Origin of the sequence: Flagellimonas amphidinii, assembly GCF_013090115.1 — a bacterium.
Classification (GTDB): Bacteria; Bacteroidota; Bacteroidia; order Flavobacteriales; family Flavobacteriaceae; genus Flagellimonas; species Flagellimonas amphidinii.
The window spans coordinates 49,643-72,310 of the sequence record NZ_JABFNN010000045.1 but is presented as its reverse complement, the minus strand read 5'-3'; the positions used below and the strand labels follow the sequence as shown (position 1 = coordinate 72,310).

Genomic DNA, 22,668 nt, shown 5'->3' with positions numbered 1-22,668 from the left:
TTATGACCAAAGTTTTGCTGCTCTCCGACACCCATGGCCATATGGATTCCACAATTTTAAAGTATGCCGACCAAGCTGATGAAATTTGGCATGCCGGTGACATAGGAGATTTACAGGTAACTGACCAATTAAAAGCGCTCAAACCTGTAAGAGGAGTACATGGAAATATCGACAGTCACATCATCCAAAGGGAATTCCCAGAGCACAATAGGTTTTTCTGTGAAGATGTGGATGTATGGATTACGCACATTGGCGGTTATCCCAACCGTTATGATGTTAGGATTAGGGAAGAAATCAAAATAAAACCACCTAAATTGTTTATCTGCGGGCACTCACATATTTTAAAGGTTATGAACGATAAAAAGCTGAATCTGCTCCATATGAACCCTGGTGCTTGTGGAAAACATGGGTTTCATCAGGTCCGCACTATGCTCAGGTTTACCATTGATGGCAGTAAAATCTCTGACTTGGAAGTTATTGAATTAGGTAAAAGGTGATATGAAATACTTTGTATTTATCGGTTCCATTTTGATGCTTTCTTGCTTAGGAAAAGACAACAAGAGGGCTTCAACCAATGCAAATACGTCCTTTATTGAAAACAGTGAGGTTTCACTTTATGTATTGGGCACCGTTCAAGATGGGGGAAGTCCGCATATTGGATGTCAAAAAGAATGTTGCGCTGATTTGTTCAACAACCCTGACCCCTCCAGAAAAGTGGTTTCCTTGGGTGTTATCGATCATCAAAATCAACAAACCTTTCTTTTTGAAGCTACCCCAGATATTACATCCCAAATGAAACTATTGAAGAATTATGCAGAGGAAAATAAGGAAACTCCAGATGGCATTTTTCTCACTCATGCACATATGGGACATTATTCTGGATTGATGTACTTGGGCCGGGAAGCTTTGGGAGGAAAACAGATACCTGTTTACGCCATGCCCAAAATGAAGACGTTTTTGAAAAAAAATGGTCCTTGGAATCAACTGTTGGCATTGAAAAATATTGTTATCAGACCCATCAAAAACGGCGATACAACAAAACCCAGCCAAAACCTTCAGGTTATTCCGTTTACTGTACCTCACCGAGATGAATATTCTGAAACAGTGGGTTTTAAAATAGTTGGCCCCAATAAATCTGCCCTTTTTATTCCAGATATTGATAAATGGTCTAAATGGAAGAAAAATATTGTAGCTGAAATCCAAAAAGTGGACCTCGCTTTTTTGGATGCAACATTTTATGACGGATTCGAAATCAATACTCGTAACATTTCAGAAATCCCTCACCCTTTTGTAATTGAAAGTATGGAATTGTTCAGCCATCTACCTCTAAAGGAAAAAAACAAAATTCACTTCATTCATTTTAATCATACCAACCCATTGCTGAACCCAAAAAGCAAGGCATCTCAAGAGGTTCTGGAAAAAGGATACAACATTGCCGATTTCGGACAACGGTTCTCGCTTTAAGTTATCAAAAAATAAGACAACACCTTTGTAAGCTTCAAATAGAAAACCGTCTAAGTAAGCCAACAATTAAGCTACACCGAAATGAAAACAATGTATTTGCAAACACTTATTATCCTTGGACTATTGCTCACAGTCGCTTGTCAACCAAAAGCAAAAAAAGAAGCGCCCAAGATGATGGAAACGACCGAAGTTAAACCTCAAGAGCCTGTTTATGATACCAATAAACCAGAATCTATCTTAAAGGCCATTGCCCATACACATGGTGGATGGAATGATTTGTGGAAAAAACATGATGTGGAATATACTTACCACTACGAATACCCAGAAAATGGAAATGCCGATATTTCCATTGAGCGATATATTTTTGGCACAGAAGAGTCATTTGCCAAGTACACCCAGCACCAAATCAATGTAATGCCTAATGCCGAAGGGGAAATCACACAATTCTTTGACGGCAAAAGTACCATTATAATGAAGCATGATGGAAATGAAGTAAATGATGAAAAAAACTTGAACATGGCGGATTTTCTTCGTAAGACCAATTACTATTGGTTTACTATGCCCTATAAATTAGGCGATAAAGCTGCTACCGCAAAATATTTGGGCACTGAAGAACATGATGGTAAGGTTTATGACAAGGTTGAAGTTTCCTATAACGCAGAAATGACTGGAAAAGCACAGAATGATGTTTACATTGTGCTGGTAAATCCAGAAACCAAGCTGGTTGACAGGTTTTATTTTTCTTTGCCATTCTTTGGAATTGAGGAACCAGTAATTTTAGCTCATTATGAGTATGAGAATGTAGATGGACAATTAATCTCCACCAAAAGATCTTATTATATCCCTAGTGAAGAAGGTTATGGTGAGCAACCAAGTATTGTTCAAACCATGTCAAATGTCAAATTCAATAACGGATTTACACCAGAAACCCTGACGCAGTAACATTTTGAATTCTAAGATATATTAAAAAGTAAAAGCCCCAGCAAATACTGGGGCTTTTTCGCACTAATACTACTAAGATGTTAGGTTCAACGCAAGCGATCAACAGATTTTACAAGATCTTCATCCTTTTTGATAGCCCTGTTGGCCAGGACAAGAAAAACGATAGAAAATACAGGAATCAGCATCCCAATACCCTTCTCAGAAATTTGCATTTCTCCGGATAAGCTTAGCGATCGATAAACGAAAAATCCTAGTAAAAAAAGGTTCAATATCATATTCAATCTGTTCACCACAAATTGATTTTGTCTTTTCTTATACATAAAAATTGAAATGACGGCCAAAACCGCCGAAACAACAAAAGCAATACTGATCCAAAGAACGTCTTTTGCAAAAATTTCCACTCCATCCTCATCAGTCCACAAACTTAGAAAAAAAGGCAATGCTCCTGCTATAATTGCAACAATTACCAAAAAAAACGTCTGAATTCGCTGAATCATTGTGCAAATAAATTTCAAAAAGCAAAAATAGGCGTCTTTTTGATAAAAATGCCCTTATTCCTAAAAAATAATTTGTATACTTGTGGCGTTATTAGCGAAGCTCTTACCCAAAGGAAATCTTTCCTCCAGTAGTTCCCCGATAACCTTTACTTCAATATTTTTCAGATTAGACAGTTTAACTTATTCTTTACTTAATGTTCGAGATTTCAGATCTAAAAGCTAAAAAGCTTCCTGAGTTGCAAGAAATTGCAAAAAACCTTAATGTTCCCAAATTTAAGTCCCTAAAAAAACTTGATTTGGTCTATCAAATACTCGATGTACAGGCATCCAACCCAAAGGTCGTCAAAGAAAAAACCTTAGATACTGGAGAACAAAATCCTCCCAGGCCTAAAAGAACCAGAACAGCAAAGCCAAAAAGCGAAACAACAGCCCCAGCAACCGAAACAACCTCTGAAAACGTTCCTCAACCGGAACAAAAGGAAGAATCCAAAGGGCAACCTAGAAAAAAGGATCCAAAGCAAAACGGCTACCAAAAGCACCAAAACAGCCCTAGAAGAAATGGTCCGCAACAACATCAAAAAGGTGGTGGGCACGACAAGAAAAACAGCAATTTTGACAAAGACCTAAAAAACAGGTATAAAGAGCCTGAGTTTGAGTTCGACAGCATTATTGAAAGCGAAGGTGTATTGGATATCATGCAGGATGGATACGGTTTCTTGCGCTCTTCCGATTACAATTACCTTTCCTCTCCTGATGATATTTATGTTTCGCAATCACAGATTCGTTTATTTGGATTGAAAACCGGGGATACTGTGCTAGGAAACATTAGACCCCCCAAGGAAGGAGAAAAGTATTTCCCACTTATTAAAGTCAATAAAATAAATGGTTTGGATCCCCAGGTAGTTCGAGATAGAGTATCCTTTGAACACCTGACGCCTTTATTTCCGAAGGAAAAATTTAAATTGGCAGAACTGCAAAGCACTATTTCCACAAGGATTATGGATCTGTTCTCCCCTATTGGAAAGGGGCAACGTGGCATGATTGTTTCCCAGCCAAAAACAGGTAAAACCATGTTGTTGAAGGACATTGCGAATGCTATTGCCGCCAATCATCCAGAGGTTTATCAAATTATTCTGTTGATTGACGAACGTCCTGAAGAGGTTACGGATATGCAACGTAATGTACGTGGCGAGGTAGTGGCCTCAACATTTGACAAAGAAGCCACAGAACACGTTAGAGTCGCCAATATTGTACTGGAAAAAGCAAAACGTCTAGTGGAATGCGGACACGATGTAGTTATCCTATTAGATTCCATTACCCGATTGGCCAGAGCCTATAATACGGTGCAACCTGCCTCTGGTAAAGTATTGAGTGGTGGTGTTGATGCAAATGCCCTGCACAAACCAAAACGTTTCTTTGGTGCAGCCAGAAATATTGAAAATGGCGGATCCCTATCAATTATAGCAACTGCTTTAACGGAAACAGGCTCCAAAATGGATGAAGTTATCTTTGAAGAATTCAAAGGAACCGGCAACATGGAACTTCAGTTAGATCGTAGAATCTCCAACCGTAGAATTTTCCCAGCCATAGACTTGATTTCATCTTCTACTCGTAGAGATGATCTCTTATTGGATGAAAATACCATTCAACGTATGTGGATCATGCGCAAGTATTTAGCAGACATGAACCCTGTTGAGGCCATGGAATTTATGGAGCAACGCATAAAACAGACCAGGAACAACGAAGAGTTCTTGTTAACTATGAATGAATAGTTTAAGTTTTAATTAACTGAAAAACAATAATATAAAGCCCTTCAAAAAATTTTGAAGGGCTTTTTTGTTGACCTATTTTAAAGAAATGCCATATCTTTAAACAGTTCCCCCAGAACTATCAACTAAAAACACTTATACAATGAAAAACACCAGAAAAGCAGCCCTTATTTTTTTGGGCTCGTTGTTACTCATGCTAGGATCATGCAAACAGGTCCAAAAAGAAGAAACCTCTGAACCAGCTCTAGAAAAACCAAGAGAGGAAAAAGTAGCACCACCTCAAGGCATTATATCACTGGAAGAATCAAAATCACTTTACGACAATTATTCCAAAAACAGAGTCGAAATTATTCAAGCCTTTGAACTAGAAACCAATGATGATGAAAATTTTAAGGCGGCACGTTTCTCCTCATTTGGCTATGAAGAAATCAAACAATACATGGCTTTCATTGAACAAGAAGCCAAAGGAGCTGGTGTAGACATTTCTTCGCTTCGATTGTATTTTGCCAACTACCCTAATAAAAAAGACTTTCCTGATGGAAAGAAAATTGTACACCCTAGACAAAATTCAATTTTTATTGTTCCAACCATGAAAGTTGATGGACATGAATATGGATTCTACATTGGAGAAGATGGTAAGGCCAAATTGATTAAAAATGCAGTTGGCGCAAACGAAATTGGAAGTACCCAAAAAACCAAACAAAGGTCTTACGCAAGTTTTGCCCCAACAACTTCTGCTCCAGCCACGTATGCATCTCAAAGTCTGACTTTGAACCGCGGTTCGGCAGGACCACCGCCTGATGCTGATTATTAATTATGAACGAAGAATTCATCATATTCTTACAAAATCATTTTTACATACCCCTATATCTGCTTACATGGATTGTTGCCGTAATCAGATATAGGAGGTATTATGATACTGTATTGAAATATTTTCCAATATTTATCATTTACACCTTTTTTACTGAGCTTTTGGGGTATTTTATAAAATACCATGAATTTCAATTCATTTTTGTCGCGAAGTACTCTTGGTATAATATTATCATATACAACATCTATCAAGTTATTACTTTTCTCTTTTTTTATTGGATTTATTATAAAACAGTTCAATCCAAGACTTATAAAAAATGGATAAAATATGGTGTAATCACATCCATACTCAGCTATGTCATTAGTCTTTTCTTTCAGAACCCATTCTACACCAGTCTATATTATGCAGATATTGTAGGGGCATTGGTCTTATTGACCTCTATTTTCTTCTATTTTAAAGAAAAAAAAATGGAGTTAAACCCATATCCTATCAAGTACAATCTTTTATATTGGGTTAGCATAGGCACGTTTATTTTTTATTTATTTGCCCCCAATATTTGGTTGATGAGTTCTATTAATTATGGCGTTTGGGTCTCTTATAAGTTATATTACATTCTTCTAGCTCTTATAGTCCTAATGTATTCACTTTTCATTATAGGCCTCTTGATTGGTAAAAGAAAAGCATTCCGCTAATAAAAAAAACCTACTTCTTCATTCTTCTCAGCATCGTTTTAATTGGCAATTACAACATTTCCAAGTATTTCGTCGAGTAATTATATTATTTTGTAGGTTTTTTCGTTCATAGTAAAAACTAATAATACTACTCCTTTTAACTAGCCTACATATCGATTAATCGATACACATGCGCTATCCGACCAGCAACTAAATAATTGACAAAGTCAAAAATCTAATTTTAACAGAAAATCCGGATTTATATCCAAAAAACTGATACAATGAAAACTCCCCGAATTCTTTTGACCACTATAGGAATCATGATCATGTTTACGTACTCTTCGTGCGTTAAGGATAGTTTAGAAAATCCGACCGAACCCGATGCACAAAGTGATACTGATGATTCGCCTACTGAAGAAACTCCTATTGACGAACTTGCAATAACAGAATTAACCATTCCAGCAGGATTTGATTTTAACACAGAAAGTAAAGTTCAATTGGTTATAAACGATAATACTTCAAACGTAAAGTACGACGTTTATGCCTATAATGACCAAATTTTTATTGGCGAAGAAATCACCTATATCAATGAAGAAAATGAAGAAGAGACTGACAACGATATTTCGGTTGATAATCTAAACCACATTTTATTTAGCGGAATTCCCTCAGGAGGCAAAATAGAACACACTTTTGCCGTACCAGATTATTTTGATAAACTATACATCCGAAGAAAAGAAGGCTTAAAATATTCTTCTGCAATAGTCAACATCACGGAGCCGGTCACCACTTATACTTATTCCCCCGAAAGTGGAAAAAAAGCATCCTTCAACAAGTTAATGACAGAAGATTATCTATACTGCGTAAATGGTAGTGCGGAATTGTTTCAAGTTGATCCATTGACAGGTGATTACACATTCATTTCGGATATGCCCATGGGAAGCTATACCGCCGCAATAGACCTTTCAAACAAAATGTTGTATTCCATTGGAAAAAGTAGACCTCACCCTTTAATGAAATATGATATCGTCAATGATACTTGGACTACTGTAGGGGATTTGGGCATTGGGGGTCCAAGACTGGATTATAATACAAATGATGGATTATTATATTTTTCCAAACATGGCAAACTATACAGCATTGACCCTCAGAATGCTAATATCTTATCTAACTGGGACATTATAGGTCTTCACAATACAGGTGGGGGAGATTTGGCTTTCGCACAAGATGGCACCATTTTTCTCTGTTCATTTTCCGGATTGTATAGATTGGACTTTAACGCTGACGGAGACTACGATGCCATTAGAATCAGTGGAGAAGACCTTCCTTTCCAACCCACTTCAATGACTTTTGATTCCAACAATGAATTATGGTTGGCCAACAATTCAAACAACAGCAACCTAATTGTTATGGATACACAAACAGGTGGCTGGGAATATCGGTATGGCCCTAATTCAACATCCGGAATTTCTTTTGATAGAACCATCAATGACCTTACAACATTTACAATAACCGATGAAAATGCTGTAGACCCAGATACAGATGGGGATGGTGTTACCGATAGCAATGACAAATACCCTGAAGATGCTGATAAAGCTTTTGAACAATTTACTCCAAGTAAATATGGATGGGGTACCGTAGCATTTGAAGATTTATGGCCGTTTATGGGGGATTATGATTTTAATGATACCGCCGTTAATTATAGATTCGTAGCGGTATTAAATTCTGATAACATGGCGGTTCAATTGGACATTCATTTTGAAGTTACTTCAGATGGAGCAGGTCTTATCAATGCCTTTGGGATTGAAATGGAAAGTATAGCTCCCAACCTAATTGAATCTGTTACTGGCACAGTATTAACGGAAGGATATATTAATGTAGCTTCAAATGGCGTGGAAGAAGGGCAAGATAGAGCAGTAATCATATTATTTGATAACAATGAGGCCATGTTGAACATTCCCACTTTAGTGACCGTAAAGTTCTCCACCCCGATTACCACCAATCAATTAGGTATCGCTCCTTTTAATCCTTTCTTGATAGTGAACAAGGAAAGAGGTCGAGAAATTCACTTACCCAACAGATTTAAAACCTCATTGGGTGAAAATGACACAGAGGTAGAAGGTGTAAACCAAGATGTTGATGGCAATTACAAAACTGATAGTGGTTTGCCTTGGGCAATCAACATTATGCACAATTTTAAACCACCTAAAGAAAGAGTTCCGGTTAACCGAGCTTACAACTTTTTTAACCAATGGGCAACTTCAGGAGGCACAGTATTCGAAGATTGGTACAAAGATTCCACAGGTTACCGTAATGAGTCAGACTTAAAGGATTAACAAAATTCCCTGCCAAACATAGATTAAAAAAGCCCCATTTTATGGGGCTTTTTTATTTATAATAATGGGCTCTATAGATTCAAGCAAAAAAAAAGCTCCAATAGATGGAGCTTTTTTTCTATTTTTTCTAAACAATATTACATTGCTGCAACCTTGCTCATCAATTTGCTCTTAAGGTTAGCCGCTTTGTTGTTATGAATGATGTTGCGCTTGGCCAACTTATCAATCATACCAACAACCGTAGGCAATAATGCTTCAGCAGCTTTCTTATCTTCCTCGTTACGTAATTTTTTGATAGCATTACGCACAGTTTTGTGCTGATACCTGTTACGCAAACGTACCGCTTCGTTTCTTCTAATTCTCTTTAATGCTGACTTATGGTTTGCCATTGTCTTAATTTATACTTTCAAAATTCTTTTCGTAGCCCGTAGGGGAATCGAACCCCTGTTACCAGGATGAAAACCTGGCGTCCTAACCCCTAGACGAACGGGCCATAATCAATAAAATTTCAACTCAATGACAAAAAAACAGTCATTTCATTGAACTTTGTAGCCCGTAGGGGAATCGAACCCCTGTTACCAGGATGAAAACCTGGCGTCCTAACCCCTAGACGAACGGGCCTTAAGGTTGCACAATTGCGGATGCAAAAATACAACTATTTTTAAGTCTTGCAACAGTAAATTTTATTTTTTGCGCCCTGTTTAGTAGGCCTTTGCAAACAATACCCTTTGGGCAGATAGTTTTCCAGTAACCATACACTTCCCTTCCTCTTTTTCTACGTTCCATGGAATACATCGAATGGTGGCCTTGGTTTCTTCCTTAATCATATCTTCGGTCTCCGATGTTCCATCCCAGTGAGCAGATACAAAACCTCCTTTTTCTTCAAGTATTTTTTTGAATTCTTCGTAAGAATCGACATTTGTAATATGCTCTTCCCTAAAATCCAATGCCTTTTGGTAGATATTCTCTTGAATTTCTTTTAAAAGCGACTCTATTCTTTCAACAACCTCAGTATCTTTCATGGATTCCTTTTGCAAAGTATCACGTCTGGCCACTTCATAAGTGCCATTTTCCAAATCCCTCGGCCCTATGGCAATTCGTGCCGGCACTCCTTTCAATTCGTACTCGTTAAATTTGAAACCAGGTTTATGGGTATCCCTTTTGTCATATTTAACCGAAATTCCTTTAGAACGCAACTCCTTCACTAAAGGTTCTACCTTTTCTGAAATAGCATCTAACTGGTCCAATCCTTTGTAAATAGGAACAATTACAACTTGAATAGGAGCAAGATTAGGTGGAAGCACCAAACCATTATCATCACTATGGGTCATCACCAAAGCTCCCATCAATCTTGTGGAAACACCCCAAGAAGTTGCCCAAACATGCTCTTGCTTCCCTTCTTTATTGGCAAACTTCACATCAAAAGCCTTGGCAAAATTTTGCCCTAAAAAGTGCGATGTCCCAGCCTGCAATGCCTTACCATCTTGCATTAAAGCTTCAATACAATACGTTTCCTCTGCCCCTGCAAAACGCTCACTTTCCGTCTTGGTACCCTTGATTACGGGGACCCCCATATAATTTTCAACAAAATCAGCATAAACATGCATCATTTGCTCAGCTTCCTCTACCGCTTCCTGCCGTGTAGCATGTGCTGTATGTCCTTCTTGCCATAAAAATTCAGCAGTACGAAGAAACAAACGTGTTCGCATTTCCCAACGCACCACATTGGCCCATTGATTGATCATAATAGGTAAATCTCGATACGATTGTACCCATTTACGGTATGTATCCCAAATTATGGTTTCAGAGGTTGGACGAACAATCAGCTCTTCCTCCAACTTAGCATCTTCATCTACAACTATCCCACTTCCATCCTCTGCATTTTTCAGTCTATAGTGGGTAACTACAGCACACTCCTTCGCAAACCCCTCTACATGGCTTGCCTCTTTACTTAAATAGGATTTCGGAATGAATAATGGGAAATAGGCATTCTCATGTCCCGTCTCTTTGAACATTTTATCCAGCTGGGCCTGCATTTTTTCCCATATGGCAAACCCATAAGGTTTAATTACCATACAACCCCTTACGCCTGAGTTTTCAGCTAAATCTGATTTTACGACAAGTTCATTATACCATTTGGAATAATCCTCGCTCCGACTCGTTAAATTTTTACCCATCTACTGTAGTTTGGCACAAAACTTGTGACTTTATTAGCAAAATAATTCGGTAAAACTAGTTATTTTTAATATGTCCAACAATAAAAATTGTGTGATGATAAAGTCTATACCCCTCTCCAAATTCCAACTTCTGACCTCCGTGATATCAATTGCATTCTTAGCAGCCTCTTGTGGTTCATACCAACAAGCTTCTTACTATGATGATGACGGTATTTATTCCAACGGAAACCGTACGGTAAGCGTTGAAAAGAAATCAGCCGAAGCAGTGCGAATTGAGAATCAGGAAAACGACATATATGGTGATTATTTTGGTCAGAAAGCCAACGAATACAGTGAAATTTTAGACGAAGAAATCTTTACGGATATTGATAGTTACTCCAGCAATATTGAAAATGACAGTATTCCGCTAGGGGAGCAAACGGACTACTTTGCCTACAATAACAACTATAATGGAAATCCAGGCTGGGGAGACAATCCAACTAGCGTAAACATTAATGTTTATGATAACTGGGGCTGGGGAGCTGGCTTCGGCTGGGGCTGGAACGACCCATGGTTATGGAATGGCTGGGGCTGGGGAGGTTACGGCTGGGGCTGGGGCTGGAACAATCCTTGGAGATGGAACCGATGGGGCTGGGGAGGCTACGGCTGGGGCTGGGGCAACCCATATTGGGGCTATGGCTGGGGTGGACATTATGGCTACGCTTGGAACAGACCTTATTACAATAGAGGATACCGCAACTATGGTTATTCCTATAATAGAAGTAGAAGAGGTTATTCAAATTCCGTCATTCCTGGCACTACCCTTCGTGGAAGATCTAATTTAGCCTCCAGAAGAAGTGGTTACTCATCTAGATATAGTGGTAATACCGGGCGATCTAATGTTAACCGAAGTGCCACAGGCAGAAGTTCAAGAACATACAGAAGTGGCTCAACAACTGCCAGAAGGTCTGTCAGTGCAGATGCTATTTCAAGAAACAGAAATTACAGAACCAGCAGAAGTACCAGATCTGTTCCCAACTATCGCAGCTCAAGAACATATCGCTCTTATGGCACTTCGCCTTCCACTAGGAGCAGTGGAACCTATAGAAGTAGCGGTAATACAAACAGAAACTCTTCAGGATATAGGTCTTCTTCGAGCAGAAGCACCAGAAGTTATCAATCTTCTGGAAGAACGGCACCAAGAAGCAGCAACTATAGAAGATCCTCAAGCAGTTCCAGAAGTTCTGGAAGTTACAGAAGTGGATCATCAAGAAGTTCCAGTAGCAGAAGCTATAGTAGACCTTCCAGTAGTTCTAGAAGCTCAGGAAGCTATAGAAGTTCAGGAGGCTCAAGTAGGTCATCGGGATCTAGATCATCATCTTCCCGAAGAAGTGGAAGACGCTAAATCCAAGTTAAAAATTCATATAAACTAAATCAAGGAAAATGAAACGGATATCAACTTTCATTATGGTATTGGCATGCGCTGTTGCAAATGCCCAAAACATTGATGATGTATTGCGCTATAGCACCGAAAATATTCAAGGGACAGCCAGATTCCAGGCCATGGGTGGTGCTTTTGGAGCCTTGGGCGGAGATCTATCATCACTGAATGTGAACCCAGCTGGCTCCGCAGTTTTCAATTATAGTGAACTTTCCATAACCGGTTCCAATTACAACCGGAACAATGATGCACTCTTTGGCAACAGCACCCGAAATGCAGAAATGAATTCAGTGGAATTGAATCAAGTAGGTGGAGTTTTTGTATTTAAATCCAACAATAGTAATTGGAAAAAAATGGCCTTGGCCTTCAACTATGATATGGTTCAAAACTATGATAATGAGTTCTTCGCTGCCGGAAATACATCATTGGGGATAGACAATTACTTTCTAAACTTTGCACAAGGGCAAGCTTTGGGGCCATTGCGAGTACAGCAAGGTGAATTTATAGAGAATGCATATTTAGATATTGGTTCATCCCTTGGTTTTGGTGCTCAACAAGCCTTTTTAGGATTTCAGGCAGGGCTTATTGAACCTACTGAGGACGATGATGCCAACACCTCTTATTTTTCCAATGCGCAATACGGAGTTTTAAACCAAGAATACACACAACGCACTACAGGGTATAACAGTAGGTTTACTTTAAACTTTGCTGGGCAGTACCAAGACAATCTCTATCTTGGCGCATCCTTAAACTTCCACAGTGTACTTTATGAAAGACTTACTTTATTGGATGAAAGTGGTTATGACCAAGAATCACCTGTACAGTTTACCACCTTTGATAATTTTTTACATACAGAAGGTTATGGTTTCTCATTTAGTGTGGGAGCAATTGCAAAGCTAAACGACAATATTAGGGTTGGTGGTAGTTACCAATCCCCTACATGGTATGAGTTAACGGATGATACTTCCCAAAGCATCAATTCATCTTTGGCTGTTTCCGATATTGGTTTTATAGATTTCGGCATTGTAAATCTCTTTGAAGAATATAGAATAAAAACTCCAGCTAAACTCACAGGAAGTGTGGCAGTTGTCTTTGGGAAAGATGGTTTATTAAGTTTTGATTATGGTTATCAAGATATGTCCGAAGCAGAACTTCGACCTACTTCAGACCCAAGCTTTGCTTCAGAAAATGATTTCATTGCGAGTCAACTGGGTGTTGTAAATACATACAGATTGGGTGGTGAGGTACGAATTGATGAAGTTAGCCTACGAGCTGGATATCGCTATGAGGAAAGTCCATACGAAAATGGCGACTTGGTTGGAGATCTAACAGGATTTTCTGGAGGAATTGGATATAATTTTGGTGGAAGCAGATTGGACTTGGCTTTTAGCAGAACCGAACAAGACGTTAACACCTTTCTATTTGATTCTGGCATTAACAGTGCTGCAATGATAAATAGAATCAATACCAATGTAACCCTAGGGTATACCTTAAAATTTTAGATTCATTTCTTTTAACGGGAAGGTCGGGAAGATTATTTTCCGGCCTTTTTTATTATCGAACCAAAGAGAAATGACGCCTTACAGAACGGGCCACCAAAACACCTTGATCATCCCTGTCGTAATCCAATCGGAACCAATAATCTGAAGAAGGCAGCTGACGGCCGTTGAAAGTTCCATCCCATCCCGATGTATTATCCAATTGCTTCAATAACTTACCATACCTATCAAAAATAAAGATGGTCGCATTGGAAAGTGTTTCAATACCCTCTACATTCCAGGTATCATAAAAACCATCTCCATTAGGAGAAAAAAACTTTGGGTAACCTACAACCAAAAAATCCATCTCCAACATACCACACCCATTTGTATCATTAACAATTACGGTATTCATCCCTGGTGGCACATCCAAAAATATTGGGTTATCTTGAAATTCCCCACCATTTAATGCATACTCATAATTACCATTGTTCTGAGGAACAAACTCCACATTATAAGGGTCGGTTTGGTCACTATTGACAAAATCATCCAAAACCACAACTTGTATATCATCTGTAGTAGGTGCCGCAAAAAATGTAATCAGAATATCATCTGTTATCGTATTTCCAAATGTAGACTCGATGGTAACCCTATAACGACCTGAGTTTGGACTTGATACTGTCAATTCTGTCTGGCCAGCCCCAGTAGCCAAAACAGCTTCATAAGTTCCATCATCTTCAGCATCCAACTCCCATGTAATGTTGGCTATGTTGGGGCCCACTGGCGAATTCAAGGCGCTTAATACAATATCCGGATCGCCTTCACAGGCAATGATATCCAAACCTAAAAATTCATCCCTAAGCGTACAATCCAACGCTGTATTTTGGTCAGCCTCTACAGAAGTTCCCGTAAAAGTGAGCATAAAAGACTCAGGATCCCCATCAAAATTGGTATTGTAATTATTGATGAACAAGTAATAAATTTCCCCCGCAGTTACATCCAACCACTCATCATAGGTATTCTGACTTCCCTTTACAAATGGCGCCCCTAGCCTGCCATCTCCGGGGTTTACCCCTATGCCGGTGAAACCTGTATCATTATATTCGTAATTACATCTAATGGGCTGGGCTGTGCCATCACCAACCAATCCGCAGAAATTCTGACCAGAAGTTTCATCAAATGGGCCATACAGTGCAAAATCCCATTCTGAAGTGACTACTCCTCCAGGTATAATTGGAAGTGCTTCAATGTCAAAGCCTATTTGTCCATCGGTACCCGCCCTAAATACATACCAAGCCGTGTTATTTTCGAGATTGGCAGAGCTCACACTCCCTTTTTCCAGACATCCGGATTGTGTAATCACCTCTGGATCAAAATCATCAATATCCCCACCACCATCCGTGGTACCCATAATGGGAGCATCCGCACATACGGGAATAGCTGTTCTACAATCTGGTGAATTTTGGGCTTTTGTTTTGCAAACAAAAAGAAAAAGACAACAAATAGCGCAACATAGGGCTCTCATAGAATCTTGGGGCTAAGGGGTTATTCTATACTATAACCAGTATAACTCCATAAACCCTACTTTTAGTATGATTTCAACCCAAAAATTGTACAGTTAATCGATAAAATGCACGATACACTATCTCCTCAATGAAAAATGGCTTTGTAAATATTTGGCAAATACCCTGTTGCCCGCACTATCTAAATAGGATAATTTGAACCAATAATCCGTAGAGGGCAAAGGCCTTCCATTAAAACTACCATCCCAACCTCCACTAAACTCGGTCATTTGCTTGATCAACTTTCCATAACGGTCATATATGGTAACTATTGGCGAGTTTAGTTCAGAAAGACCCTCTATTTGCCAACTCTCATTGAGGACATCGCCATTAGGTGAAAATATGGCTGGAAATCCGACCACAACAATATCTCTAGCTATTTCTCCACAGCCCTGTGTATCTCTAATGTATACGGTATGCTCACCAGGTAGCACTTCCGTCAATACATTACTTGATTGATACTCTCCATCATCCAATCTATATTCAAAATCCCCAGTAATATCCATTTCAATAGTAACCGTATTACTTGCCTTGAAACCATCAATATCCACAGCAGTGATTTCTGGAGTATTGGAAATGGTTGTGGCAACGGTCCTTGTTGCCTCACAACTCATTCCGTTGGAGGTATTGGTAACAGTAAGAGTATATTCGCCTTCATCTGAAACACTTATACTTGGAGTTGATTCTCCGGTACTCCAGAGATAAGTATAATTTGGATTTGGCATGGTCTCACCAATAATCATACTTCCCGCACTTTCGCAAATAACCACTTCCTGTGAAAAAGTCAATTCAGGAGTCTCAATAGCATCTAAAAGAAAGCTTTGCGATGCGTCATAACAATTAGGATTGGCCAACGAAGTGGTTCTAACATAGACAATTTCTTGACCTGAACTCTTTGCATATTGCTTTGATAAAGGATTGATTCCCAAGTCAGCATCACTTTGTGTTGCATGGTAACTCACAATGAATTCGTCAGGACTTTGAATTCCCAATGCTTGATAATCAATGGCCTCTAAATCAAAAATCATATCTGTGGAATGACAGAAAACCACATCACTCATCACTTCTGTAGTTGGTGAAACATTAAAACCAACTTGAACATCGCTTACAATGGCACCTGTTCCCGTGATTACAACTACCCGATATGTAGCAGAACTCGTAACATTTAAGGTTGCATTACTTTCTCCTGTAACCAATTGAAATCCACTGCCATCATCCCTATACCACTCATAACCTGTTGCTCCAATGGTTGTTGCGTCAAGTGTCACCGAGTCACCTTCACAGGCAGATATTGGAGAACCCAATAAATTGTTCACTATGGAGCAATCTAATGCTGTATTGGGGTTACTTGTCCAAATGTCACCAGTAAATTGAATGGAAAAACCAGAATTTATATTACTAAAATTATTGATGAATAAAATATAATCCTCTCCAGAATTAACCTCTAACCAATCTTCATAATGCACGGAATTCGCATCTCCTGTTGGATCCACGCCAACTCCAATAAAACTGACATTGTCACTATTGTCAAAGAAATTACAACGGATAGGTTCGCCCAAGTTAGTACAATCGCTAGATCTGTACAGTGCAAAATCCCAATCTTCATTGCTATCATGACCTATATTAAAACCCAATTGTCCAGAAGCAGCAGTCCTAAATCTATACCAACCAGAATTGGATTCAATAGCTCCAGAGGTGGTTTGCTCTAGACAACCACTGGATGAAGCTCCACTAAAATCATCCACTCCAAAACCATTGGTTCCTCCATTTATGGGTGTATTATTACAAATGGGAATTGCTCCACCGCAATCCTCAGCAACTTGAGAATGGGCAACTTGACATAGGAAAATGACGAATATGGCCTTTGCCAAATTTTTTACCATATAGAATTGTAGGTTTTGGGCAACATAAAAATACTGACCCCCCTGCCTTAACAATAATTTATGTTGTCAAACAAAGCGTAGCAGATGTTAAATAGGGCATTAATGTATATCTTTGCTGTCTTGAAGCAGAAGCTATGAAACTAGAACAGGCATTGGAAAAACATTACGAGGAAATGGGAAATGATCATATTGGATCATCTTCTGAAACCCCTTTGAGGGAAGATGCGTTTGTGTTGAGTGATGAAGAAAAAATTGAACGCATTCAAAAAAGTGTGCGTGAAATTATGTTGACCCTTGGACTTGATTTGGATGATGATAGCCTTAAGGGAACCCCAAACAGGGTTGCCAAAATGTACGTCCAAGAAATCTTCGGTGGATTGCATCCAAAAAGAAAACCCAAATCATCTACATTCGAAAACAAGTATAAATATGGAGAGATGTTGGTGGAAAAGAACATTGTGGTCTATTCCACTTGTGAACATCACTTATTGCCCATAATCGGTCGCGCCCATATTGCCTATATCTCCAATGGGACTGTCGTGGGCCTTTCCAAAATGAACCGTATTGTGGACTACTATGCCAAACGGCCACAAGTACAGGAACGTATGAATATTCAAGTTGTGAGGGAACTACAAGAAGTACTGGGCACAGAAGATGTGGCATGCGTCATAGATGCCAAGCACCTTTGTGTAAATTCGCGTGGCATACGTGACATTGAAAGCAGTACAGTTACAGCGGAATATGGCGGTAAGTTCAAGGATGAGGCCGTGCGAAGGGAATTTTTGGACTATATCAACCTAGATACAGATTTTTAATCCTAAATTTTTCAATGCAGCTCTACCAAACCCAAAAGCTAAGAGTTTACAATTCACTTACTGGAAAAAAAGAACCTTTTGAGCCTATAAAAGAAGGACATATAGGGATGTATGTCTGCGGGCCAACGGTCTATAGTTATGTGCACTTGGGAAATTGTCGCACTTTCATGTCTTTTGATATGATTTTCCGCTATTTCAAGCATTTGGGGTATAAAGTCCGCTATGTACGTAACATTACAGATGCCGGGCACTTGGAAAATGATGCTGATGAAGGTGAGGACAAAATAGCCAAAAAGGCAAAATTGGAACAAATTGAACCCATGGAGGTTGTCCAGAAGTATACCGTGGATTTCCACAACACCCTTCAAAAATTCAATTTTTTACCTCCAAGCATAGAACCTACGGCAACTGGTCATATTATTGAACAGATAGAAATCATTAAAGAAATCCTTGAAAAAGGATACGCCTATGAAATCAATGGTTCTGTTTATTTTGATGTGGTCAAGTTCAATGAAGAAAATGATTATGGCAAGCTAAGTGGAAGGAAGTTGGAGGACATGATTGCCAATACCCGTGAGCTCACCGCACAGGATGAAAAACGAAATCCACAGGATTTTGCACTTTGGAAAAAAGCAGAACCACAACATATTATGAGATGGCCTTCTCCATGGGGTGATGGTTTCCCAGGATGGCATTTGGAGTGTACTGCCATGAGCACCAAATATTTAGGCGAAACCTTTGACATACATGGTGGTGGAATGGACTTAAAATTTCCGCATCATGAATGTGAAATTGCCCAAGCTGAAGCCAGTTCGGGTAAATCTCCGGTAAAATATTGGCTCCATGCCAATATGCTGACCCTCAACGGAAAAAAAATGTCCAAATCAACAGGAAACAACGTTTACCCTGCCGAGATGATCAGCGGAGATAATGATATTCTAAGCAAACCTTATGCCCCTGCAGTTGTACGTTTTTTCATGATGCAAGCCCACTATACCAGCATTTTGGACCTTAGTGACGATGCTCTTCAAGCTTCAGAAAAGGGGTACAATAGGCTAATGGAGGCTTTAAATGGTTTTGATGCAGTAAAAACTGGTCAAGAGTCCAATTTTGATGTGGAAGCATGGCGTCAAAAATGTTATGATGCCATGAATGATGACTTCAATACCCCTATTCTTATTGCACATCTTTTTGATGCCGTAAAACGTATCAATTTAATTAAAGAAGGTAAAGAGAGTATTACCGAAGCGGATAAGACATTGCTCAAAACCACGCTTGAAACCTTTGTGTATGATATCTTGGGCGTTGAGAACCAATCTGCGGTCAAAGATGACTCCAACACCTTGAATGGGGTGATGGAATTATTGATTGAACTGAGAAATGAGGCCCGCTCCAATAAGGATTTTGCCACATCGGATAAAATCAGGGATGAATTGAATGCCCTTGGGATTCAAATCAAGGATGGTAAGGACGGCACCACTTTTACCTTAAACTAATCAAGACGGGTATTCCTAAATTTTGATTGATATTCCCCCGGAGATACTTGTATCTTTCGTTTGAACAATCGGTTAAAATACGAACGATTCTCAAACCCACACTCCAGATAAATTTCCTTGATTTTTTTGTTGGGGTTTCTTAAAAGTTTAATAGCCAACTTTATCCTTTGATTATTAATATAATCAATGGGCGTCATTCCCAACTCCTCTTTAAAGGTCTTGTAAAAATGTGATTCACTCATACATGCCTTTTTACTCAGCTCTCCTACAGAAAGTGTTTCATGAAGATGAGTGGAAATATGTTCTATTACATAAGCCAATCGATTGGAAGATGCCAATCTAGATGCATTTTCCTCTAAGGTCTTCTTCATATTTCCTTGAAGAATGCGCACAATCAGCTCTTGCAACATGTTGTCCACAAAGAAATCTTTTGACGGGTGATTTTCAGTAAAGAGATACAACAATCTTCTAATAATTCCATGGATACCTGCATCATTGGTAAAATGAAAATTATAATCCATCAGCGCCCATTCAGAAGCATCATTTTTGGGCATGGTTTCATTCATTAAAGCAACAACTCTATTAATTTTTTCTTCAGAAATAGCCATGGCCAAACACCGGGTAGGATTATCTTCATTTGCTTCTGGAAAGTCTATGCACATCATTTCATTTGAAGGTAAAATCAATGATTCCCCAGGTAAAAAATCAAAAGCCTTTTTTTCCCGAAGGTGCATGACCTTCTTACCAATCAACATAGAAGCCAAAACCGGTTGATCAAACTGCAACAATACTTTTTCTACCTGTAAATGGGTTTCAAAAACATGCATTGCAGCATTATTGAGCGTATACGAAGTTTGGTTTTCTACCAAATGCTCCAATTTTCGTTCTCTAAAAAATTTATCTGAAAGCTGCATACGATTAATTACTTCCTAAAGTATTTCACAAATACTTATTAAATATAAAAAATAACGATTCAAAAATTGTTAAAAATTCAAAACAAACAGAATTGTTCATTAGAATAATAGTATACGTCAGATGCTCGGCATACGAAATCAATACTTTTAAAATCAGCTACTTGGACGACTGTGTCCATCACTGCTAAAATTAACTGTAACAAATAAGTATGTATTATGAGCAATGTGCAAACAACGGAGCGCAGTGTTTTGGAAAAACCTGTGTTCAAAAATCAGTATGAAAATTATATTGGAGGAAAGTGGACCGCTCCCACCAAAGGTGAGTATTTTGAAAACATATCCCCAGTTGATGGCAATGCCTTTACCAAAATTGCCAGATCAACATCAGAAGATATTGAAAAAGCAATTGATGCTGCCTGGGAAGCCGCTCCAGAATGGAACAATTCATCAGCTACCTACAGAAGCAACCTTCTTTTGAAGATTGCCAACATCATGGAAGAAAACCTTGAGGTTCTAGCTAGGGCAGAGACTTGGGACAATGGTAAACCTTTGAGAGAAACCCGTGCCGCCGACCTCCCATTGGCCATTGACCATTTCAGATATTTTGCTGGAGTCATCAGAGCTGAAGAAGGTACCGTCAGCGAATTGGATTCCAATACAGTATCCATGAATATTCTGGAGCCTCTTGGTGTAGTCGGTCAAATTATTCCATGGAATTTTCCCTTACTAATGGCCGCTTGGAAAGTGGCTCCCGCCCTTGCAGCCGGTAATTGTGTAATACTTAAACCCGCTGAACAAACCCCTGTGGGCATTTTGGTTTTCATGGAACTTATAGAAGATATCCTTCCCGCTGGAGTGCTCAATATTGTAAATGGATTTGGAGTAGAAGCTGGCAAACCATTGGCATCCAGTCCAAGAATCAACAAAATTGCCTTTACAGGTGAAACCACTACTGGACAATTGATTATGCAGTATGCTTCCAAAAACATCACTCCAGTAACATTGGAACTTGGCGGCAAGTCCCCAAATATTTTCTTTGAAAGTGTTATGGATGCTGATGATGATTTTTTCGACAAATGCTTGGAAGGTGCTGTGATGTATGCCCTCAACCAAGGAGAAGTATGTACCTGTCCATCAAGAATGTTGGTACAAGAAAGCATCTATGACAAATTCATGGAACGGGTTGTAGAACGCACCAATGCCATTAAACTAGGTCACCCTCTTGACCCAGATACTATGATGGGCGCCCAAGCATCAAACGACCAATATGAAAAAATACTGAACTACATCAATATTGGTATAGAGGAAGGTTGTGAAGTACTAGCTGGAGGCGAAGCAGCTTATAATGAAGGACTGGAAGGCGGTTATTACATTCAACCCACCATTTTGAAAGGAAATAACAAAATGAGAGTGTTCCAAGAGGAAATTTTTGGACCTGTGGTCTGTGTTACCACTTTTAAAGATGAGGCAGAAGCTTTGGAAATTGCCAACGACACCCTTTATGGCCTGGGTGCAGGAGTTTGGACTCGAGATATGCATCAGGCCTACAAGATTTCGAGAAGTGTTGAAGCTGGACGTGTTTGGGTGAATTGTTATCATGCCTATCCGGCCCACGCCCCTTTTGGAGGTTACAAAAAATCAGGTATTGGTAGAGAAACCCATAAAATGATGCTCAATCATTACAGACAGACCAAAAACATGTTGATTTCCTATGATAAAAATCCCCTAGGCTTTTTCTAAAATTAGAAGATTATGATAAAACGTGTTTTGGTTTCGGAACGGGCAATTAAAATTATTGATCAACTTAAGGAACGCCATGGGGAACTTATGTTCCATCAAAGTGGAGGGTGTTGTGACGGATCATCACCCATGTGCTTTCCCAAAGGAGAGCTTATGCTCAATGAAACTGATATATGGCTAGGCGCTATCCATGGTTGTGATTTTTACATGAGCAAGGACCAATTTGAATATTGGCAACATACGCAGCTTACTGTGGACATCACTACTGGGCGAGGCTCAAGCTTTAGCTTGGAAATACCCATGGGAATACGTTTTATTATAAAATCAAGAATCTACAAGGAGGAAGAGCTGGATAATTTGGAACCTGTTCATCCAGCTACCCAACAAATTTAGAGTAAGGCCTCGACTAAAATCGGGGCTTTTTTATACCTTGCATAGGATTACCTATGGCTATGATAAAACGAATTTTAATTGCCCCATTTGTGTTTTTGGTAAGGGCCTACCAACTGCTCATCTCTCCCTATACCCCTGCTACCTGTAGATATTCCCCTACCTGTTCCGCTTATACTTTGGAAGCACTTAAAAAACATGGTCTATTTAAAGGAGGGTGGTTGTCCATCAAACGGATTCTTAGTTGTCATCCCTGGGGAGGAAGTGGTTACGACCCAGTCCCCTGATAAGAAAACCAACCTTTAT

At 39.2% G+C, this 22,668-nt stretch carries 19 protein-coding genes and 2 tRNA genes; 13 read left to right on the top strand and 8 right to left on the bottom strand.

Going from position 1 to position 22,668, the window contains the following annotated elements; translation table 11 throughout:
- The first annotated feature begins 2 nt into the window (after nt 1-2).
- The 3 genes from HJC33_RS16870 (at nt 3) to HJC33_RS16860 (ending at nt 2,406) form a co-directional block, all read left to right on the top strand.
- Nucleotides 3-497 (top strand): metallophosphoesterase family protein, encoded by a 495-nt coding sequence (locus HJC33_RS16870; protein WP_171660018.1) that lies wholly within the window; start codon nt 3-5, stop codon nt 495-497.
- A gap of 1 nt (nt 498) precedes the next feature.
- Complete coding sequence (locus tag HJC33_RS16865; protein ID WP_171660017.1) at nt 499-1,464, top strand: MBL fold metallo-hydrolase; 966 nt, start codon at nt 499-501, stop codon at nt 1,462-1,464.
- 81 nt (nt 1,465-1,545) lie between these two features.
- Nucleotides 1,546-2,406, top strand: coding sequence for a DUF6503 family protein (locus tag HJC33_RS16860; RefSeq protein WP_171660016.1), 861 nt, complete (start codon nt 1,546-1,548; stop codon nt 2,404-2,406).
- Between the two features lie 86 nt (nt 2,407-2,492).
- Here HJC33_RS16860 and HJC33_RS16855 read toward each other — a convergent pair whose 3' ends face one another.
- Complete coding sequence (locus HJC33_RS16855; RefSeq protein WP_171660015.1) at nt 2,493-2,903, bottom strand: DUF4293 domain-containing protein; 411 nt, start codon at nt 2,901-2,903, stop codon at nt 2,493-2,495.
- 194 nt (nt 2,904-3,097) lie between these two features.
- Here HJC33_RS16855 and rho point away from each other — a divergent pair, with 194 nt between their 5' ends.
- The 3 genes from rho to HJC33_RS16840 all read left to right on the top strand — a co-directional run bounded on the left by rho (nt 3,098) and on the right by HJC33_RS16840 (nt 8,487).
- Nucleotides 3,098-4,675, top strand: coding sequence for a transcription termination factor Rho (rho, locus tag HJC33_RS16850; protein WP_171660014.1), 1,578 nt, complete (start codon nt 3,098-3,100; stop codon nt 4,673-4,675).
- Between the two features lie 139 nt (nt 4,676-4,814).
- Nucleotides 4,815-5,486, top strand: coding sequence for a hypothetical protein (locus tag HJC33_RS16845; protein WP_171660013.1), 672 nt, complete (start codon nt 4,815-4,817; stop codon nt 5,484-5,486).
- 949 nt (nt 5,487-6,435) lie between these two features.
- On the top strand, nt 6,436-8,487 hold the full coding sequence (locus HJC33_RS16840) for an LruC domain-containing protein (RefSeq protein ID WP_171660012.1): 2,052 nt from the start codon (nt 6,436-6,438) through the stop codon (nt 8,485-8,487).
- Nucleotides 8,488-8,624: 137 nt separating this feature from the next.
- On the opposite strand, the gene rpsT is transcribed toward HJC33_RS16840, so the two are convergent.
- The 4 genes from rpsT to proS all read right to left on the bottom strand — a co-directional run bounded on the left by rpsT (nt 8,625) and on the right by proS (nt 10,664).
- A complete protein-coding gene (gene rpsT / locus HJC33_RS16835) occupies nt 8,625-8,876 on the bottom strand; it encodes a 30S ribosomal protein S20 (protein WP_116182725.1) in 252 nt (83 codons plus the stop codon).
- 32 nt (nt 8,877-8,908) lie between these two features.
- A tRNA-Glu gene (locus tag HJC33_RS16830) sits at nt 8,909-8,980 on the bottom strand.
- 56 nt (nt 8,981-9,036) lie between these two features.
- Nucleotides 9,037-9,108 (bottom strand) — tRNA-Glu (locus HJC33_RS16825).
- A gap of 80 nt (nt 9,109-9,188) precedes the next feature.
- A complete protein-coding gene (gene proS, locus HJC33_RS16820; RefSeq protein WP_171660011.1) occupies nt 9,189-10,664 on the bottom strand; it encodes a proline--tRNA ligase in 1,476 nt (491 codons plus the stop codon).
- 139 nt (nt 10,665-10,803) lie between these two features.
- Here proS and HJC33_RS16815 point away from each other — a divergent pair, with 139 nt between their 5' ends.
- Together HJC33_RS16815 and HJC33_RS16810 are read left to right on the top strand one after the other, a co-directional pair.
- Nucleotides 10,804-12,048, top strand: coding sequence for a hypothetical protein (locus tag HJC33_RS16815; protein ID WP_272621371.1), 1,245 nt, complete (start codon nt 10,804-10,806; stop codon nt 12,046-12,048).
- A 38-nt stretch (nt 12,049-12,086) separates the two neighbouring features.
- Nucleotides 12,087-13,586: an OmpP1/FadL family transporter gene (locus HJC33_RS16810; protein WP_171660009.1), complete on the top strand. Its 1,500-nt coding sequence runs from the start codon at nt 12,087-12,089 to the stop codon at nt 13,584-13,586.
- Between the two features lie 52 nt (nt 13,587-13,638).
- On the opposite strand, the gene HJC33_RS16805 is transcribed toward HJC33_RS16810, so the two are convergent.
- Together HJC33_RS16805 and HJC33_RS16800 are read right to left on the bottom strand one after the other, a co-directional pair.
- The gene (locus tag HJC33_RS16805; RefSeq protein WP_171660008.1) at nt 13,639-15,087 is read right to left on the bottom strand and encodes a T9SS type B sorting domain-containing protein; all 1,449 of its coding nucleotides are present in this window, start codon (nt 15,085-15,087) and stop codon (nt 13,639-13,641) included.
- A 117-nt stretch (nt 15,088-15,204) separates the two neighbouring features.
- Nucleotides 15,205-17,007 (bottom strand): T9SS type B sorting domain-containing protein, encoded by a 1,803-nt coding sequence (locus HJC33_RS16800; protein ID WP_171660007.1) that lies wholly within the window; start codon nt 17,005-17,007, stop codon nt 15,205-15,207.
- 134 nt (nt 17,008-17,141) lie between these two features.
- Between HJC33_RS16800 and folE the strand changes: the two genes are divergently transcribed.
- Both folE and cysS read left to right on the top strand, forming a co-directional pair.
- Nucleotides 17,142-17,822, top strand: a complete 681-nt coding sequence (gene folE, locus HJC33_RS16795; RefSeq protein WP_171660006.1) for a GTP cyclohydrolase I FolE — start codon at nt 17,142-17,144, stop codon at nt 17,820-17,822.
- 14 nt (nt 17,823-17,836) lie between these two features.
- Complete coding sequence (gene cysS, locus HJC33_RS16790; RefSeq protein ID WP_171660005.1) at nt 17,837-19,318, top strand: cysteine--tRNA ligase; 1,482 nt, start codon at nt 17,837-17,839, stop codon at nt 19,316-19,318.
- On the opposite strand, the gene HJC33_RS16785 is transcribed toward cysS, so the two are convergent.
- The gene (locus HJC33_RS16785; protein WP_171660004.1) at nt 19,315-20,232 is read right to left on the bottom strand and encodes an AraC family transcriptional regulator; all 918 of its coding nucleotides are present in this window, start codon (nt 20,230-20,232) and stop codon (nt 19,315-19,317) included. The genes cysS and HJC33_RS16785 overlap by 4 nt on opposite strands.
- Before the next feature lie 216 nt (nt 20,233-20,448).
- Here HJC33_RS16785 and HJC33_RS16780 point away from each other — a divergent pair, with 216 nt between their 5' ends.
- The 3 genes from HJC33_RS16780 to yidD are packed head-to-tail and all read left to right on the top strand — an operon-like array spanning nt 20,449 to nt 22,649.
- Nucleotides 20,449-21,972, top strand: coding sequence for an aldehyde dehydrogenase family protein (locus tag HJC33_RS16780; protein ID WP_171660003.1), 1,524 nt, complete (start codon nt 20,449-20,451; stop codon nt 21,970-21,972).
- Between the two features lie 12 nt (nt 21,973-21,984).
- Nucleotides 21,985-22,365 (top strand): DUF779 domain-containing protein, encoded by a 381-nt coding sequence (locus HJC33_RS16775; protein WP_171660002.1) that lies wholly within the window; start codon nt 21,985-21,987, stop codon nt 22,363-22,365.
- 59 nt (nt 22,366-22,424) lie between these two features.
- Entirely contained in the window at nt 22,425-22,649 is a 225-nt protein-coding gene (gene yidD / locus HJC33_RS16770; RefSeq protein WP_171660001.1) for a membrane protein insertion efficiency factor YidD, read from the top strand.
- Nucleotides 22,650-22,668: the final 19 nt, after the last annotated feature.